The organism is Streptomyces sp. NPDC001222 (genome assembly GCF_042896945.1).
Taxonomy (GTDB): domain Bacteria; phylum Actinomycetota; class Actinomycetes; order Streptomycetales; family Streptomycetaceae; genus Streptomyces; species Streptomyces gibsoniae.
Genome location: NZ_JBIAXT010000004.1, coordinates 14,967 through 32,091, shown reverse-complemented (window position 1 = coordinate 32,091; position 17,125 = coordinate 14,967). Strand labels below are relative to the sequence as shown.

12 protein-coding genes are annotated in these 17,125 nt (G+C 72.0%); 7 read left to right on the top strand and 5 right to left on the bottom strand.

All coding sequences use genetic code 11. The features are described 5' to 3' along the window. Positions 1-132 precede the first annotated feature (132 nt). Genes ACFY2Z_RS07685 through meaB form a run of 3 tightly spaced genes read left to right on the top strand, consistent with a single transcriptional unit; the run spans position 133 to position 5,120 of the window. Positions 133-1,944, top strand: coding sequence for a methylmalonyl-CoA mutase family protein (locus ACFY2Z_RS07685; RefSeq protein WP_390743262.1), 1,812 nt, complete (start codon positions 133-135; stop codon positions 1,942-1,944). Further along, positions 1,944-4,121 carry a methylmalonyl-CoA mutase gene (gene scpA, locus ACFY2Z_RS07680; protein ID WP_390743261.1) on the top strand — a complete coding sequence of 726 codons (2,178 nt, stop codon included), beginning with the start codon at positions 1,944-1,946 and terminating at the stop codon, positions 4,119-4,121. The genes ACFY2Z_RS07685 and scpA overlap by 1 nt, the downstream gene beginning before the upstream one ends. Before the next feature lie 12 nt (positions 4,122-4,133). Then, positions 4,134-5,120 (top strand): methylmalonyl Co-A mutase-associated GTPase MeaB, encoded by a 987-nt coding sequence (gene meaB / locus ACFY2Z_RS07675; protein WP_390743260.1) that lies wholly within the window; start codon positions 4,134-4,136, stop codon positions 5,118-5,120. Positions 5,121-5,162: 42 nt separating this feature from the next. Here the strand turns inward: meaB and ACFY2Z_RS07670 are convergent, their stop codons facing one another. After that, a complete protein-coding gene (locus ACFY2Z_RS07670) occupies positions 5,163-6,122 on the bottom strand; it encodes a GlxA family transcriptional regulator (RefSeq protein ID WP_390743259.1) in 960 nt (319 codons plus the stop codon). A gap of 113 nt (positions 6,123-6,235) precedes the next feature. On the opposite strand from ACFY2Z_RS07670, the gene ACFY2Z_RS07665 reads away from it, so the two are divergent. Both ACFY2Z_RS07665 and ACFY2Z_RS07660 read left to right on the top strand, forming a co-directional pair. After that, a complete protein-coding gene (locus ACFY2Z_RS07665) occupies positions 6,236-6,562 on the top strand; it encodes a putative quinol monooxygenase (RefSeq protein WP_390743258.1) in 327 nt (108 codons plus the stop codon). 163 nt (positions 6,563-6,725) lie between these two features. Next, positions 6,726-7,292, top strand: coding sequence for a PaaI family thioesterase (locus ACFY2Z_RS07660; RefSeq protein ID WP_390743257.1), 567 nt, complete (start codon positions 6,726-6,728; stop codon positions 7,290-7,292). A gap of 198 nt (positions 7,293-7,490) precedes the next feature. Here ACFY2Z_RS07660 and tnpA read toward each other — a convergent pair whose 3' ends face one another. After that, positions 7,491-7,919: an IS200/IS605 family transposase gene (tnpA, locus tag ACFY2Z_RS07655; RefSeq protein ID WP_390743256.1), complete on the bottom strand. Its 429-nt coding sequence runs from the start codon at positions 7,917-7,919 to the stop codon at positions 7,491-7,493. 26 nt (positions 7,920-7,945) lie between these two features. Here tnpA and ACFY2Z_RS07650 point away from each other — a divergent pair, with 26 nt between their 5' ends. Beyond that, a complete protein-coding gene (locus ACFY2Z_RS07650; protein ID WP_390743255.1) occupies positions 7,946-9,265 on the top strand; it encodes an RNA-guided endonuclease InsQ/TnpB family protein in 1,320 nt (439 codons plus the stop codon). A 44-nt stretch (positions 9,266-9,309) separates the two neighbouring features. Here ACFY2Z_RS07650 and lysA read toward each other — a convergent pair whose 3' ends face one another. Together lysA and ACFY2Z_RS07640 are read right to left on the bottom strand one after the other, a co-directional pair. Continuing rightward, positions 9,310-10,644: a diaminopimelate decarboxylase gene (lysA, locus tag ACFY2Z_RS07645; RefSeq protein WP_390743254.1), complete on the bottom strand. Its 1,335-nt coding sequence runs from the start codon at positions 10,642-10,644 to the stop codon at positions 9,310-9,312. A gap of 13 nt (positions 10,645-10,657) precedes the next feature. Beyond that, positions 10,658-11,092: an SAV_915 family protein gene (locus ACFY2Z_RS07640; protein WP_390743253.1), complete on the bottom strand. Its 435-nt coding sequence runs from the start codon at positions 11,090-11,092 to the stop codon at positions 10,658-10,660. A gap of 382 nt (positions 11,093-11,474) precedes the next feature. Here ACFY2Z_RS07640 and ACFY2Z_RS07635 point away from each other — a divergent pair, with 382 nt between their 5' ends. Continuing rightward, on the top strand, positions 11,475-12,062 hold the full coding sequence (locus tag ACFY2Z_RS07635) for a universal stress protein (protein ID WP_390743252.1): 588 nt from the start codon (positions 11,475-11,477) through the stop codon (positions 12,060-12,062). A gap of 34 nt (positions 12,063-12,096) precedes the next feature. On the opposite strand, the gene ACFY2Z_RS07630 is transcribed toward ACFY2Z_RS07635, so the two are convergent. Then, positions 12,097-16,686, bottom strand: a complete 4,590-nt coding sequence (locus ACFY2Z_RS07630) for an HAD-IC family P-type ATPase (RefSeq protein ID WP_390743251.1) — start codon at positions 16,684-16,686, stop codon at positions 12,097-12,099. Between the last annotated feature and the right edge of the window lie 439 nt (positions 16,687-17,125).

Sequence of the window (17,125 nt, the reverse complement as noted above, 5' to 3'; positions counted from 1 at the left end):
GGGAAACACCCGTACACATCGGACAAGAACCCCATCGGGCGCCGGACGAGAGCCCCCTCGCACGCCCAACGAGAACAAGGTCACAACCGTGCCCTCTGCTGCTCGTCTGCCTGCCTGACCTAACATCCGAGCATGACGGTCTTGCCTGACGACGGGCTCTCCCTGGCCGCCGAGTTCCCTGACGCGACGCGCGAGCAGTGGCAGCACCTGGTGGCGGGTGTCCTGCGCAAGTCGGGCACGGAGGTCGCGGGTACCGAGGCGGAGCACGCCCTGTCCACCACGCTGGAGGACGGGCTGAGCATCCAGCCCCTGTACACCGTGCGCGACTCCGCGCCCGACCCCGGCCTGCCCGGCTTCCCGCCGTTCGTGCGCGGCGCGCGTGCCGAGGGCAACACGGCCGGCGGCTGGGACGTACGCCAGCGGCACGCGGTCGCGGACACGAGCGCGGTCCTCGCCGATCTCGAGAACGGTGCCACCTCCCTGTGGCTGGTCGTCGGCGAGAGCGCCGGCATCGCGGTCGCGGAGCTCGACAGCGCCCTCGAAGGGGTCTTCCTCGATCTGGCCCCGGTCGTCCTGGACGCCGGTGCCGAGACCGAGCAGGCCGCTCGGCGGCTGCTGCGCCTGTACGAGGAGCGCGGCGTCGCCGCCGACGCGGCGCGCGGCAACCTGGGCGCCGACCCACTGGGCCACGAGGCGCGCACCGGAGACTCGTACGACATCGCTCCTCTGGCCGAGCTGGCCCGCGAGTGCGCCGATCGCCACCCGAGCGTACGGGCGTTCGCCGTGGACGCGTTGCCGTACCACGAGGCCGGCGGCTCCGCGGCGCAGGAACTCGGCTCCTCCCTGGCGACAGGTGTCGCGTATCTGCGTGCGCTGACCGGCGCCGGGCTGAGCGTCGAACAGGCCTGCGCGCAGCTGGAGTTCCGCTACGCCGCGACGGCCGACCAGTTCCTGACCATCGCCAAGCTGCGTGCGGCGCGCCGCCTTTGGGCGCGCGTGGCCGAGGTCTGCGGGGCGTCGCGAGCGGGCGCGCAGATCCAGCACGCGGTGACCTCGCCGGTGATGATGACGCGCCGGGATCCCTGGGTGAACATGCTGCGCGCCACGGTCGCCACGCTGGCCGCCGGGGTGGGCGGCGCGGACGCCGTCACCGTGCTGCCCTTCGACGAAGCACTGGGTGTGCCGGACGCGTTCGCGCGCCGTATCGCCCGTAACACCTCCACGATCCTCATCGAGGAGTCCCATCTGTCGCGGGTGATCGACCCGGCGGGCGGCTCTCATTACGTGGAGCGGCTGACGGACGAACTCGCTCACGCCGCCTGGGAGTTCTTCCAGGAGATCGAGCGTGCGGGCGGGCAGGCGGCGGCCCTTCGTTCCGGGACGCTGGGCGAGCGGCTGGCCCGGACCTGGTCGGCGCGCAGCGCGAAGCTCGCGAAGCGCAAGGAACCGGTCACCGGGGTCAGCGAGTTCCCGCATCTCGCCGAGAAGCCGGTGGTGCGCACCCCCGCGCCGGTGCCACCGTCCGGGGGTCTGCCCCGGGTACGGCGTGACGAGGCGTTCGAGGCGCTGCGCGCCCGTTCCGACGCCCATCTCGCGAAGACGGGCGCCCGGCCCCGCATCCATCTGGCCGCGCTCGGCCCGGCCGCCGCGCACACCGCGCGGCTCACCTTCGCCGCCAACCTCTTCCAGGCCGGCGGCATCGAGCCGGTCACCGAGGGCACCTTCGAGGAGAGCGGCGCACGGCAGGCGTGTCTGTGCTCCAGCGACGCGCTGTACGAGGAACAGGCCGAGGCCGTCGCGGCCGAGCTGCGGGCGGCGGGAGCCGAGCATGTGTTCCTCGCGGGCCGCCCGGGACCGTACGAGGGCGTCGACACCTATGTCTTCGCCGGCTGTGACGCCGTGTCCGTGCTCTCCGCCACGCTCGACCGCATGGGAGTGTCCTGATGTCCATCCCCGACTTCTCGGCGATCGAGCTGGGCACCCCGGCCGTCGACGCGGGCCCCGACGAGTGGCGCAGCGCCGTCAAGAAGGCCGCCGGCGGTGACGACCTGGTGTGGGAGACACCTGAGGGCATCACGGTCAAGCCGCTGTACACCGGGCAGGACCTGGAGGGCCTGGACTTCCTGGACACCTTCCCGGGCATCGCCCCGTACCTTCGGGGCCCGTACCCGACGATGTACGTCAACCAGCCCTGGACGATCCGGCAGTACGCGGGATTCTCCACGGCGGAGGAGTCCAACGCCTTCTACCGCCGCAATCTGGCGGCCGGTCAGAAGGGCCTGTCGGTCGCCTTCGACCTGCCCACGCACCGCGGCTACGACAGCGACCACCCGCGGGTGACCGGTGACGTCGGCATGGCGGGCGTGGCGATCGACTCGATCTACGACATGCGGCAGCTGTTCGACGGCATCCCGCTGGACCGGATGACGGTCTCGATGACGATGAACGGCGCCGTGCTGCCGGTGCTCGCGCTGTACATCGTGGCGGCGGAGGAACAGGGCGTGCCGCCCGAGAAGTTGGCCGGGACCATCCAGAACGACATCCTCAAGGAGTTCATGGTCCGCAACACCTACATCTACCCGCCGAAGCCGTCGATGCGGATCATCTCCGACATCTTCGCCTTCACCTCGCAGCGGATGCCCCGCTACAACTCCATCTCCATCTCCGGCTACCACATCCAGGAGGCGGGTGCGACGGCCGACCTGGAGCTGGCGTACACCCTCGCGGACGGTGTGGAGTACATCCGGGCCGGCCGGGACGCGGGCCTGGACGTGGACGCCTTCGCGCCCCGGCTCTCCTTCTTCTGGGCGATCGGCATGAACTTCTTCATGGAAGTCGCCAAGCTGCGCGCGGCCCGGCTGCTGTGGGCCAAGCTGGTCAAGCAGTTCGACCCGAAGAACACCAAGTCGCTGTCCCTGCGCACCCATTCGCAGACGTCGGGCTGGTCGCTGACCGCGCAGGACGTGTTCAACAACGTCACCCGCACCTGTGTGGAGGCGATGGCGGCCACCCAGGGCCACACCCAGTCGCTGCACACCAACGCCCTCGACGAGGCACTCGCGCTGCCGACGGACTTCTCGGCCCGTATCGCCCGCAACACCCAGCTGCTGATCCAGCAGGAGTCCGGCACCACACGCGTGATCGACCCGTGGGGCGGCAGCGCGTATGTGGAGCGGCTGACCTACGATCTCGCCCGCCGCGCCTGGCAGCACATCCAGGAGGTCGAGCAGGCGGGCGGCATGGCGCAGGCCATCGACGCCGGTATCCCGAAGCTGCGCGTGGAGGAGGCCGCGGCCCGTACACAGGCCCGTATCGACTCCGGGCGGCAGCCGGTGATCGGCGTGAACAAGTACCTGGTGAACTCCGACGAGCAGATCGAGGTGCTCAAGGTCGACAACTCCTCGGTGCGCGCCCAGCAGATCGAGAAGCTCCGGCGGCTGCGCGAGGAACGGGACGAGACCGCCTGCCAGGGCGCGCTGGACGCGCTCACCCGGGCGGCCGGCGGCGAGGGGAACCTGCTGGAGCTCGCCGTGAACGCGGCCCGTGCGAAGGCGACCGTCGGAGAGATCTCGTACGCGCTGGAGAAGGTGTACGGGCGGCACGCGGCCCAGATCCGTACGATCTCCGGCGTGTACCGCAACGAAGCAGGCGAGTCGCCGAACGTGGACCGCACCCGGACCCTCGTGGACGCCTTCGCGGAGGCCGAGGGCCGCCGGCCGCGCATCCTGGTCGCCAAGATGGGCCAGGACGGCCATGACCGCGGGCAGAAGGTGATCGCGACCGGCTTCGCCGACCTCGGCTTCGACGTGGACGTCGGCCCGCTGTTCCAGACCCCGGCCGAGGTGGCCCGGCAGGCGGTCGAGGCGGATGTGCACATCGTCGGGGTGTCGTCCCTGGCCGCCGGGCACCTGACCCTCGTACCGGCGCTGCGCGAGGCGCTCGCCGAGGAGGGCCGCGACGACATCATGATCGTCGTCGGCGGGGTGATCCCGCCGCAGGACGTGCCCACGCTGAGGGAGATGGGCGCGGCGGCGGTGTTCGGTCCCGGCACGGTGATCCCGGACGCGGCTCACGACCTGGTGACGCGGCTGGCGGCCGATCTCGGACACGGCGACCTGTGAGGCCATGAGTCCATGGCCATCGACCTCGACACGTACGTCAAGGGAGTCCTCGACGGCAAACGGGCGGTGATCGCGCGCGCGATCACCCTCGTCGAGTCGACGCGTCCCCAGCACCGCGCGCTGGCCCAGGAGTTGCTGACCGAGCTGCTGCCGCACAGCGGGAAGGCCCGGCGGATCGGTGTCAGCGGGGTGCCGGGGGTGGGCAAGTCGACGTTCATCGACGCCTTCGGCACCATGCTGACCGGCCTCGGGCACCGGGTGGCCGTGCTCGCCGTCGACCCGTCCTCCACCCGGACCGGCGGCTCGATCCTCGGCGACAAGACCCGGATGGAGCGGCTGGCCGTCGACCCGGCGGCCTTTGTGCGCCCCTCCCCCACCGCCGGCACGCTCGGCGGGGTCGCCAAGGCGACCCGCGAGTCGATCGTGGTGATGGAGGCCGCCGGCCACGACGTGGTCCTGGTGGAGACGGTCGGCGTCGGCCAGTCCGAGACGGCCGTCGCGAACATGGTCGACTCCTTCCTGCTGCTCACTCTGGCCCGCACCGGGGACCAGTTGCAGGGCATCAAGAAGGGCGTCCTGGAACTGGCCGACGTGATCGCCGTCAACAAGGCGGACGGACCGCACGAGCGCGACGCGCGCGCCGCCGCACGTGAACTGGCGGGCGCGCTGCGGCTGATGCACGGCAGGGACGCCTTCTGGACGCCGCCCGTGCTCAGTTGCAGCGCACGCGAGTCGGCGGGTCTGGACACCGTCTGGGAGCGGCTGGAGCAGCACCGCACACTGCTGGACTCCACCGGACGCCTCGCCGCCCGGCGCCGCGACCAGCAGGTCGACTGGACCTGGACCATGGTCCGCGACGAACTCCTCGGCCGTCTGCACGCCGACCCGTCGGTCCGCGCCCTCGCACCCACCCTGGAACAGCAGGTCAAAGACGGCGAGTTGACGGCCACACGGGCCGCCGAACGCATCCTGGACGCCTTCGGGGGGCAGGAGACCTGAGCCGGCGGCCCGGACCGGCCGCGTCGGCCGGCCGGAGCGAGGTCATCGTCCGCGCAGTGAGCCCGCCGTCGTTCCCGTGCGTTCGCGCAGCAGGATCCGGAGCGTGTTGGCGTGCTCGTAGCCGACCTTGCGCGCGATGACCTCGAGGGGCAGTCCCGTGGTCCGCAGGAGATGTGAGGCGCGTTCGACGCGCAGGTCCTGGACGAAGCGGACGGGCGAGGTGCCCAGGGTGCGGCGCACGGCCCGCTGGAGCGTGCGTTCGCTGACGCCGACGGCCCGCGCCGCGTCCGCGATCGAGATCGACTGGTCCAGGTGGACACGGGCCCAGCGCTCGAAGGCCTCGAGCGTCGGGTCGCTCTGCGCGAGTGCCGCGGAGATGGTGTAGGCCGCCTGGGACGGGCGCTCGTCGACGACCAGATAGCGGGCGACCAGCTCGGCCAGGGCCGGGCTCTTCATCCGCACGATCGCCAGGGCGAGGTCGACATGCCCGAAGGCGGCCCCCGCGGTGGTCACCCCGTGGGAGCTGGTGACCATGCGGCTCTCGTCGAGCGGCACGGCCGGGTAGCGCTTGCGGAAGTACGGTGCGAGCCACCAACTCGTCGTGGCGGGCAGACCGTCGAGGACTCCCGACTCGGCCAGCAGAAAGGTGCCCGTACAGGCGGAGGCGAGGGGCGTGCCGCGTTCGCGTGCCGCCGCGATCAGGCGCCTCACGGGCAGCGCGTCCGGGCCCGAGACATGGGCGATCAGGGCGTCGGGCCGCCGTTCGGCCAGTGCGGGCACCAGCAGCAGATCCGCGTCCGTGGCCGCGGCGACGGGGGCCGTCTCCACCACGTGCCCCGCCCCCGTACGGACCCGGCGGCGGAAGCCGATCGTGGTGATCGTCCAGGCGGGCGGGGGCTCCGGCAGCTCACCGCGCATGGCGTTCGCCGCGTCGAGCACGTCGAGCAGCGCGGAGAGCCCGGAGTCGAATACGCCGTCGTAGGCGAGCACAGCCACGTCCATGACGGAAACGCTATCTGACGCGTCGTTTCCGACGCTGGGTGGGAGGACCGGGGCGGCCTAGATTCTCCGGTGTCCGGACGAGATCGGTGCCCGGTTCCGGCACCACGCCCACCGTGAAGACCACACCACTGGAGTGCACCATGACGAAGCTCGGACTGCTCGCTCGGATCGAGGCCAAGCCCGAGTACGCCGACAAGGTCGAGGCTCTGCTGCGTGACGCGCTGCGGCTCGCACAGGAGGAGGACCACACCGTCACGTGGTTCGCGTTCCGGCAGAGCGACACCACTTTCGGCGTCTTCGACACCTTCGACGACGAGCAGGGGCGTCAGGCGCATCTGCGGGGCACGATCGCCGCCGCGCTGATGGACGCCGCCGCGACCATGCTCAGCGAGGCGCCCGACATCCGGCCCGTCGACCTCCTCGCGGTCAAGCTCCCCTGATCCGGGGAGTCCCGCGAGCGGCCGTCGCCCGGACGTGAACAACCTGGCGACGGCACCGCCGGGTGGCAGCGCGCAGACCGCACTGCCGCCCGGCGGCCCGCGCATCGAGCACCACACATCGACAACGGGCCCGGAGCCGGGGTCCTCACAGGACGGACAGCAGATGGCGCAGCCCGACACCCACCACCGCACCGCGGCCGACGGCACACCTTCCGCCGGCGCCGGACCCGCCGGGACCCGCTCGCGTACGCATACGTGGCAGCCCCCGCCGGGCTACGCGGCCGCCGGCGCCGCAACAGGCATCGAGCTGGCCCGCATGAGCCTGGCCGGAGACCTGCCCGAGGCCCCGATCTGCGGGACGCTCGGATTCCGGCTCGTGGCCGTCGACGAGGGACAGGCCGTCTTCGAGGGCGAGCCCGAGGAACACCTCTACAACCCCATGGGCACGGTCCACGGCGGCTATATGGCCACCCTGCTCGACTCGGCCCTCGGTACCGCCGTGCTGACCGCCCTGCCGGCCGGCCGCGCGTACACCACCGTCCAGCTCGGTGTGAACATGGTCAGGCCGGTGCTTGCCACGACTCCGACCCTGCGGTGCACGGGACGAGCCGTCCACGTCGGCCGGACGACGGCGACCGCCGAGGCGCGGATCATCGGGGCGGACGACGGCAGGCTGTACGCGCACGCCACGGCCACCTGCGCCGTGTTCGCGCTGCCCGGCGCCGCCTGAGGTCTCCCGTGCGTGCGGCGCGGGGCCGACTCACCTCCGGGCGAAGGCCGGGCCAGGTCCCGCCCGGAGGTGGCTTGGGGTGCTTCTACCTCTGATCTTGCGCAGTGCACCCCCGTTCACGGGGGTGGTGAAGCGCATCTCAATGCGGCTCTGACCTGGGCTGTGCGCATGGACCTGCACTGTTGAGGCTAGCCACGGTCACGGGGGTCGCTGCTGGTTGTCGATGTACTGGCGCACGGCGGTCAGCGGCGCCCCGCCGCAGCTTCCGGCGAAGTACGAGCCCGACCAGAAGTGCCCGTCCCACAGGCATTGGCGTACGTGCGTGTCGTACTCCTTGCGCAGCAGTCGGGCGGAGACGCCCTTGAGGGAGTTGACCAGCTTGGAAAGCTGGACCTTGGGCGGGTAGTGCACGAGTAGGTGCACGTGGTCCTCTTCCCCGTTGAATTGCTTGAGTTCGGCCTCGAAGTCGCGGCAGACCTCCCGCATGATCTCTTCGCAGCTTGTCAGCATCGCGCCTGTGAACGCCTCACGCCGGTACTTAGTGACAAAGACCAAGTGGACGTGAAGGTTGTGGACGACGTGGTGTCCCCTGCGTATGTCAGGGTCGGGATTCCAGCGTGGTGACATATACCAAATGCTACTGTGATCGCACAATGAGTGAAATAGTATGGCAGAAACGGCAGTTCGGGCATCGTGCCCGACTGGAACTGACGCCTGCGCAAACGCTGCTCATCGACGCCCAGGCCCATGCGGCACGGGCGACATGGAACCTCCTGCACGACTTCTGGACGATGACGCCGAAGTGCCGCCGGAGCCTCAAAGCTGCGGACGCCGCAATCCGTCAGGCCCGCAAGGACGTCGACTGGCTCGCCGTCCTCCCGGCCCAGGCCGCGCAGGCCGTGCTCAAGACGTACTTCCAGGCATGGAAGAACTGCTGGGACGGGCGGGCCGGCGAGCCCGACTTCAAGGCCCGGTTCCGCACGGTGATGTCCGTGGACATCCCGCAGGGCCGCGACCTGAACATCGTCCGCGTGCACCGCCGCTGGGGCACGGTGCAGATCCCCAAGATCGGACGTGTTCGCTTCCGTTGGACCAAGAACCTGCCGGTCGGCAAGCGAGCCAACCAGGAGAACAGGATTACCGGGGCCCGGCTGGTCAAGGAGGCACTCGGCTGGCACATCGCCTTCCGCATCCAGTTGCTCGAACCGAAGCCCGAACCCCACGAGGGACCGGAAGTCGGCATCGACTGCGGGGTGAACATCCCGCTCGCCCTGTCCGACGAGAATCACCACGACCATGGCCGGCCGGCCCGTCTCCCGGACGGAACATCCGACCGGGACAAGTGGCTGAACCCCAACGAGAAGGCCAAGCTGCTCCGGCTGGAACAGCGGGCCGCGCACCGTAAGAGTTTCCGCAAGCCCGGCCAGCGCACCAGCAACCGGCTCAAGCGGACCTACGACCAGATCGCAGGCCTTCGTGCGACAGCCAAGCGCAGGGCAACCGACTGGCAGCACCAGACCACCACCGAGATCGCCCGCGCCTACGGCGTGATCGTGGTGGAGCAACTGGACATCCCGAACATGGTCAAGAGCGCCAAGGGCACCGTCGAGGAGCCAGGGAAGAACGTCGCGCAGAAGTCCGGCCTGAACCGCTCCATCAGCCAGGAGGCATGGGGCCGCACCATGACGATGCTGACGTACAAGACCTCCCGCCACGGCGGCACCCTGCACAAGGTTCCAGCCCCTGGCACCTCCCTTCGCTGCTCAGCGTGCGGCTTCACCACACCCGGCAGTCGCAAGGACCAGGCCACGTTCGTCTGCAAGAACCCCGACTGCGGCTGGTCTGGCAACGCCGACTGGAACGCAGCTCGGTACATCTTGCACCTGTACCGGATCGGCCTCGTGACGATCCCGGCTGCCGGGAGGGCAGTCGTCAGGCGTCTCCACGACGTCAACCCCACCATCGCAAGGTAGGCGGGAATCTCCTTCCCGAGGCTTGCCGAAGGGGGGAGAGCACTTCAAAGGCCGACGTCGCGCCTGCGGATGTCGTCCAGGGACTCGCGGCGGACCAGGAGCCGGGCGTGGCCCTGCTTCACGGCGGTCACCGGCGGGCGGCCGACCATGTTGTAGCCGGAGGCCATCGACAGGTGGTACGCACCGGCGACGGGCACGGCGAGCAGATCACCCGGGCGTACGTCGTCGGGGAGGTCCACATCCGTGGCCAGCACGTCACCGGCCTCGCAGTGCCGGCCCACGACGGTGACCGGGTGCAGGGTGGAGCTGCCGCGCCGGCCCACCAGCCGGGGCTCGTACCGGACCCCGTACAGGGCGGGCCGTGGGTTGTCGCTCATCCCGCCGTCGACGGCAACGAACGTGTGACTGCCGGTGCGCTTGACCGCGAGAACGTGGTACAGGGCGACACCCGCGGGTCCCGCGATGGCCCGTCCCGGTTCGATGATCAGGCGGGGCACCGCGATCCCGGCCGACGCACAGGCCTCGGCCAGCTCGGCACGGACCTTGCGGGCCAGCGTGGTCAGGTCCATGGCCTGCTCGCCGGGGCGGTAGGCGATGCCGTGGCCGCCGCCCAGATCGAGTTCGGGCAGGACGAGTCCGTGCTGCTCGTGCAGCCGGGCCATGAGGCCGACCAGACGGCGGATCGCCTGGAGATACGGCTTCACGCTGGTGATCTGCGAGCCCAGGTGGCAGTGCAGGCCGGTGAGTTCGAGCTGCGGCTGGTCCAGGATCCGGGCGATGGCGTGCTGGGCGTAGCCGTCGGAGATCGACAGTCCGAACTTCTGGTCCTCGGTGCCGGTGCGGATCTTCTCGTGGCCGCCCGCGTGGATGCCGGGCACGACCCGGACCATGACCTTCTGATGGCTTTCGGGGCCGACCGCTGCGGCCAGCCGCGCGATCTCCGACGGGCTGTCGATGACGATCCGGCCGACGCCGAGGCGCAGGGCGGTCTCGAGGTCGCGCGGGGACTTGGCGTTGCCGTGGAGCACGATCTTCTCGGCCGGGAAGCCGGTGGTGACCGCGAGTTCCAGTTCGCCGGCCGAGCAGACGTCGAGGCCCAGGCCCTCCTCCTCCATCCAGTGGACCATGGCGCGGCACAGGAACGCCTTGGCCGCGTAGAGGACCTCGGCCTCGGGAAAGGCGTCCCGGTAGGTACGGCAGCGGTCGCGCACCTCTGCCTCGTCGAGGACGTAGACGGGGGTGCCGAAACGTTCGGCGATCTCGGCGAGCGGCACGCCGCCGACGGCGAGTTCACCGGGGTGCGGCTCGGCGGTCGAGGCCGGCCACACGGACAGCTCGTGGGCGGTCGTGGTGATCGCGGGTTCGTGGACGGTGGTCATCGTGTCCTTCCTCTCAGCCGAGCCAGAGCGACAGTGCCGAGACGAGGGCCGCGGCGCCGGTCACCCGGAGCACTCCGACGGCCTGCGGATCCCAGGTGTGCGTGTGCTCAAGGCGTTCGGCGGAGTGCTTCCGGAAGCGGGGCAGGGTTTCACCGCGACTCGGCGCGGGGGCGGTGAACTGGGGGTCGACCGTGACGGTGGTGACCCCGAGCGGGGCGGTCAGCGCGCGGAGCGCGGGTTCGGCGAGCCTGATCCACTTCTGGGACGGCCCGAGCGTCGCGGTCAGTCTGCGCTCAGAGGTGAAGCCGACAGCCGTACGTTCGCCGAGGGGGGTACGGAAGAGCCGAGCGGCGTACCGTGACGGGCCCGACCGGACCGGGACGTACAGAGGTCCGGTCGGGAAACGTTCACAGGGCTCGGGGTCTTCGGCGTACAGGGTTTCTGCCATGGGATGCCTCCCGGAGGAATCCGCGGTCCTTCAAGGACGAGCGGGTGGTTCTTCAGGGTTGAGCCGGGTGGTCCTACCGGGGTGTGCGAGGCGCCCCTCATCCGGTGGGGCGGACCGGCTCGCCGATGACGCTATGCCCGGGCACCCCGCAGGCCGGATCCTTCCTGACGGGATGCTGACGGCGAACTCGACGACGCTGACGCGTTGCTGACACCGCTGGCAAGAGGCCTGAACAAGGCCGTCAGGAGGGTGTCAGGAAAGGGCGCGAGGACTGTTCCTCAGCCCCGGCTCGGGCGTGAGATGGACGCGGTATCGACGAGCATCGCCGACGGGCGGGAGCCACCCGGGGGCCACCCCTTCGGCGTGTGAGGAACGGTGTGTGATGTCCGAGTCCGAGTCCGAGGACGCCCACTCAGCCACCCGTGTCGTGGTCGGCGTGAGCGGTTCGCTGAACAGCGTCGCCGCCCTGCGCCGGGCCGCCGACGAAGCCCGGCGCCGTGGTGCGGAGCTGTGGCCGGTGCTGGCCTGGGAGCCGCCCGGTGGGGATCTGGCCGCCCGGCGGTCCCCCGCCGCGTGCGTCATGATCGGCGAGTGGGAGCGGCTGGCGCGGGAGAGGCTGATCGAGGCGCTCGGCGGCGTGTTCGGCGCCGAGGGCCCGGGACTGCCGATGCGGGCGCTCATCGCCCGGGGCGCCCCCGGCCCGGCGCTCGTGGAGATCGCGGCCCGTGACGACGATGTGCTGATCATCGGTGCCGGGCACCGCTCCCGCTGGCACCGCGCACTGTGGCCGTCGGTCAGCCGCTACTGCCTGGCGCACGCCTCCTGCCCCGTCCTCGCGGTGCCCCCGTCACCGCTCGAGGCCGCGCTCACGGCCGCCCACCGCCGGAACTCCTGGCGGCTGCGCCTGGACACGGGCCATTTCACACGGGAGCTGGAGACCGTACCGCCCGGGGACTCGGCAGCGAAATGAACGATCGGCCGGTCTGTTCGGTGGCCGCGGGCCCTCACTGAGCAGCCGGCCGGCCGAATGCCGGTGTGGGCAGGCCGAAGCGGGACAGCACCCCGCTCAGCCACGCCATCGGGGTTTCGGCGAGCGCGGCCACGGCCGACGACGGCAGCGCTGAGTGCTGCGCCTCATCGTCCGGGTCCGCCGCGATGGGCAGCCGGCCCGTGCGGACCAGGAAACCGGCGACGGGCTCGAGCGGTCCGTGCAGGAGCGTGGCCGTGGTGATGGCCGCGAGGGCGATGCCCCAGCCGACGGGGCCCAGCGGGGTCGATCCGAAGAACTGGCTGATGACCGGGGTCTGGATGATGCCGACGAGCACCGCCGCCGAGCCGATGGTGGCGACGAGCACCTGACGGTCGGCACCGCCGCTGGCGAGGGTCTGGGCGAGCTGGGTGCCGACCACCGCGGCCAGCGCCACCGTTCCGGCGCGGCGCCGGGTGCCGGTGAAGCGGGCGGCCGTCCAGGCCAGCCCGGAACCGAGGGCGGTGGTCAGCCCGCGCTGCAGCATCTCCTGGGTGAGCGCGGTGCCCAGCGACTCGTGGGGACCCTCCTGAAGCAGCTGTTCCCCGGTGCCCTCGGCGGGGGTGCGCACCGCGATGGCGAGGGCTGGGGCGAGGTCGGTGAGCAGGTTGACCAGCATGATCTGACGGGCGCTCAGCGGTGAGCTGCCGGACAGCGCGGAGGCGAGCACGCTGAAGGTGACCTCGCCGAGGTTGCCGCCGATCAGGATGGCCAGCGCGGTCCTGACCGAGGTCCACATCGCCCGGCCCTCGGTCAGGGCGGTGACGATCGTCTCCAGGCGGTCGTCACCGATGACCAGATCGGCGGCGGCCGTGGCGGCGGGGGTGCCCCGCCGGCCCAGCGCGATGCCGACGTCGGCGAGCCGGATGGCGGGGGCGTCGTTGGCACCGTCGCCGGTCATCGCCACGACCCGGCCCAGACGCTGGAACGCCTCGACGATGCGCACCTTGTGGTGCGGGGTGCAGCGGGCGATCACATCAACCGTGGGCAGCAGCGCGTCCAGCGCGTCGTCGTCGAGCTGGTCCAACTCCGGTCCGGTGCACACCGTCTGGTTCGGGTCGCCGGTCACAGAGGCGGCGATGGCCTCGGCGGTCGCGGCGTGGTCCCCGGTGAGCAGGACCGTGTGCACCCCGGCCGCCCGCAGCCGGGTGGTGGCCGGCGCCGCTCCGGGGCGCACCGGGTCGGCCAGTACGACGAATCCCACGAAATCCAGATCGCTCACCGCCGCGTCGGTCAGCTCCTCCCCCGGTTCCATGGAGCGTTCGGCGACGGCGAGGACGCGGCGGCCCGCTCCGGCCAGTTGCTCGGTGGCCCGGGTCAGCGCCTTGTGCCCGGCGTCGTCGAGCGCGGCCCGCACCCCGTTCAGCCGGCGGTAGCGGCAGCGGTCCAGCACGGTCTCGGGGGCGCCCTTGATGCTGAGCAGGGTGCGGCCGGTCGTGCTGCCCATGGTGGCGTGGTAGGCGCGGGACGGGTCGAAGGGCAGGGTGCCGGTGCGCCGCCAGCGGGGCGCGCCACGGCCGACCGACACCCGCACCCGGCGGGCTCCCGCGTCCACGGCCCGGTCGGTCTGGTGCCCCATCGGCTCGGACTGGCGGGCGGCGGGGGTGGCGCGGAGGGCGGCCGCCAGAACGCTTCTGTGCCGTGGGGCGAGCCGGTCGACGGGGAGGGTGCGGTCTCCGTCGCTGACGGCGACGAGCTGGAGATTGCCCTCGGTGAGGGTGCCGGTCTTGTCGAAGCACAGCACATCGGCCCGGCCGAGCGCCTCGATCGTACGGGGGTTGCGCACGAGCGCGCCGTGTTCGGCCAGGCGGCGCGCGGAGGCCAGCTGGGCCGCGTTCACGAGGAACGGCAGCCCCTCGGGAACGGAGGCGACCGCCAGGTTCACCGCCGAGGCCAGGCTCTCGGCGAGGGGGCGTCCGTGCAGCAGTCCGGCCCCGGCCACCGCCGCCGCGGAGATCGTCGCCACGGGCAGGCTGGCCTTGGTGAGGGACGACAGCCGGGCCTCGACACCGGTGACGGGTGCGGCCTCCCGGGCGGTGGCCATGGTGCGCCCGACCTCGGTGGCGGGCCCGGTGGCCACGACCACGGCCACCGCCTCTCCGGCGGAGACGGTGGTGCCCTCGTAGAGCATGGAGAGTCGATCGGTGAGGTGTGCGGCGACCACGGGAGCGGGTTCCTTGGCCACGGGCAGGGACTCTCCGGTGAGTGACGACTCGTCGACCTCCAGGCCCTGGGCCCGGAGCAGACGGCAGTCGGCGGGCACCACGTCCTCAGGCCGGAGCAGCACCACGTCTCCCGGCACCAGGTCCTCCGCGGTGACCAGCCGCTCGGCGCCGCCCCGTCGCACCCGGGCGCCCACGGCGGAGCGGGCGGTGAGCTCGGCGAGGGCCCGTTCGGTCCTCACCCGCTGCACGCCGCCCACCAGGGCCGACGTGGCGGTGATCAGGGCGACCAGCAGGGCGTCCGCCCGGGACCCCACGGACGCTGCCAGGGCCGCACCGCCGGCCAGCACCGGTGTCAGGGGGTTCGCCAACTCGTCCACGAACGCCGACGGCAGGGTGGTCCGCGGCGACGCACCCGTCCGCGACGGGCCCTTGGCCCGTGCCTCGGCCTCCTCCGCGGACAGCCCGTCGATGCCCGTACACAGCCGCTCCAGGGCCCGCGCGGGCGTCATCAGGTGCCAGGGCACGGTCTCCACGGACGGTGTGACCGGGCGCGAGCACAGGTGCCGGGCCCGCCAGACCCCCAGGCCGAAGGCGATGCCCCCGGCGGTGTTGCACGCCGCCTGCCCGCGCGAGCACGCCTCGGCGACCGGTGCCCGCATCGCCGCGACGACGCCGATGCCGCTGCCGCTCGCGGCCAGCACCGCGCTGTCCCGGTCGACCTGGCGAGCCACACCGACACCGGTGAGGATCAGCGCGACCGAGTCCAGGTCGGTGCCGACCAGCAGATGTGCGCCCCAGGCCGGGGGCTCTCCCTCCCGGTGCACGCCGAGGCCGCAGTCGGACGCGCCGAGCGCGCGGCGGTTCCCCGACACGAGCAGCACCACGCGGCCGTCCGCCTGCAACCCGCGTACGGACGCCACCAGTCGGCTCCCCGTCGGCACCATCGCGTCGACGAAGCCGAGTTCGGGATACGGCCGGTCGCCGGCGAGGACCACGCGGATCCCGGAACGGCGGGCCGCGGCCGCCAGGGCCTGCGCGCCGGGCAGCGTCTGGGTCGCGACGCCCGCCACGGCCACCAGTCGGCGCCCGTGGACCAGGCCCAGCACCTCTTCGCTGCCCCGGTGCCGCAGCCGGTCCGCGGCCCCTCGGCCGGTGCCGTCCGTCAGCTCCAGCTCCGCCAGGGGGCCGAGCGTCCAGTCCTCGCCGTCGTGGTGGACGTGCCCGGGGGCGCCGGGGTCGAACAGGGCGAACAGCCGGTCGGAGACCTCGGCGGGCTCGGCGCCGTCGAGCAGTTCCAGATCGGTCAGTTCATGGCGGCCGCTGCGCAGCGCGTCCACGTCCAGGAGCACCGTGTCCACCTGGCCCAGTCGGCGCAGCGCGCCACGGTCCATGGCCACGACACCTCGCAGCGCGAGAAATCGGCCCAGGCTGGTGGCGAAGCCCTCCCGCCCGGCCTCCGGCGCCTTCGGCATGCTGGACAACGCCACCGCGAGCGCTCGTCTCGGCCCCACGCCTGGGGTCGTCAGGGCGCCGACGGCCATGCCCGCGCCCATGGCCCGCGTGGCATAGCGCGCCGTCACATCCTGGTGCACCTGGGGTCGTTGGGTGAGGGTCGGCTCGGCCCGCGCGTCCTCCGGCCCCCGTACGAGTCGCGGCTCCGCCTCCGCCCACGCCTGAAGGGCCGCGTTCGCCTCCCGCCACTGCGCCAGCCGCTGAGCGGCGTCGAGGACCAGTCCACCGCCGCGGGTGGCCACGCCCTGGACGAGCGCATTGAGTGCCGGCAGCGCTGACTCCGGGCGTTCCCGCTCGCCGAGGACCGATGCCGCCAGCCGGCGCAGCAGGGGGTGGCACTGAACGGCCGTGGCGAGGGCCCCCACCTCGGCGGGCAGCGGAGTCCACGGCGACAGGCGGGTGGCCACCGTGAGCAGCAGCCCCGCGATGTCCGCCGCGAGGACCGGAAGGGTGGGCCGGACGCGTGGTGCCTCGCACGGATGGTGCGGCTCGGGGCACCATCCGTCGAACTCGCCCTCGTCCGCGGTGTCGGCCGCCCCGTGGGCCTCCGCGTGGGCGATGATCCCGATCAGTTCCTGCCGGGACGGCGGCGGCGAACCAAGCTCCACGACCACCCGCTCCGCGGGGGCGTTCACCCGTGCCCACAGCACTCCGGGATGCTCCTCGAGCGCGCGCTCCACGAGGCGGCCCACCCACATGCCGCGCGGACCCCGCACCCCCCGCACACCGATATGGCAGCGCCCCGGGCGGGACCACACGTCCCGCCTGTCCACCCCGAGCAGCACGGCGGCCCCGCCGAGTGCCTCGCGCACACCGGCGGCCACGCCGCCCTTCAGGCTTCGGGCCAACGGCGCAGGCAGCGGCGGAAGCACCCCGGACAACAACGACATCCGTGTTCCTCCCCAGCAGGCAGGCCGGTTGCTCGTGACTTCCCGATCAGCATGAGTCACCCCGGGCCACGCCGCCCGAGGTGCTGCTCCGAACGGTTCCCGGCTCGCCGGGCCCCGGGGCCGGAGGTAGTTTGTGCCTGGCCGGGGGGCGACGTTCCGGACCCCACGAACGGATGTGAGCCGTGACCACGCCGAGGACCGCCGAGAAGGACCCGAAGACCGCACCGAAGCCGTCACGCCAGGCCTCGGAGACGCCGGACGCGAAGGAGCCGGCGGCAGCGAAGGAGACAGGGGAAGCGAAAGAGCCGGCGGCGACACGGAAGCGGTCAGGGACACGGAGGCAGTCGGGGACCCGGAAGCAGTCGAGACAGAAGCCCTCGGAGACGAACAAGCCCTCGGCTCCGCGGAAGACGCGGCGGCCCGGGGCCGAAGGCGCCGG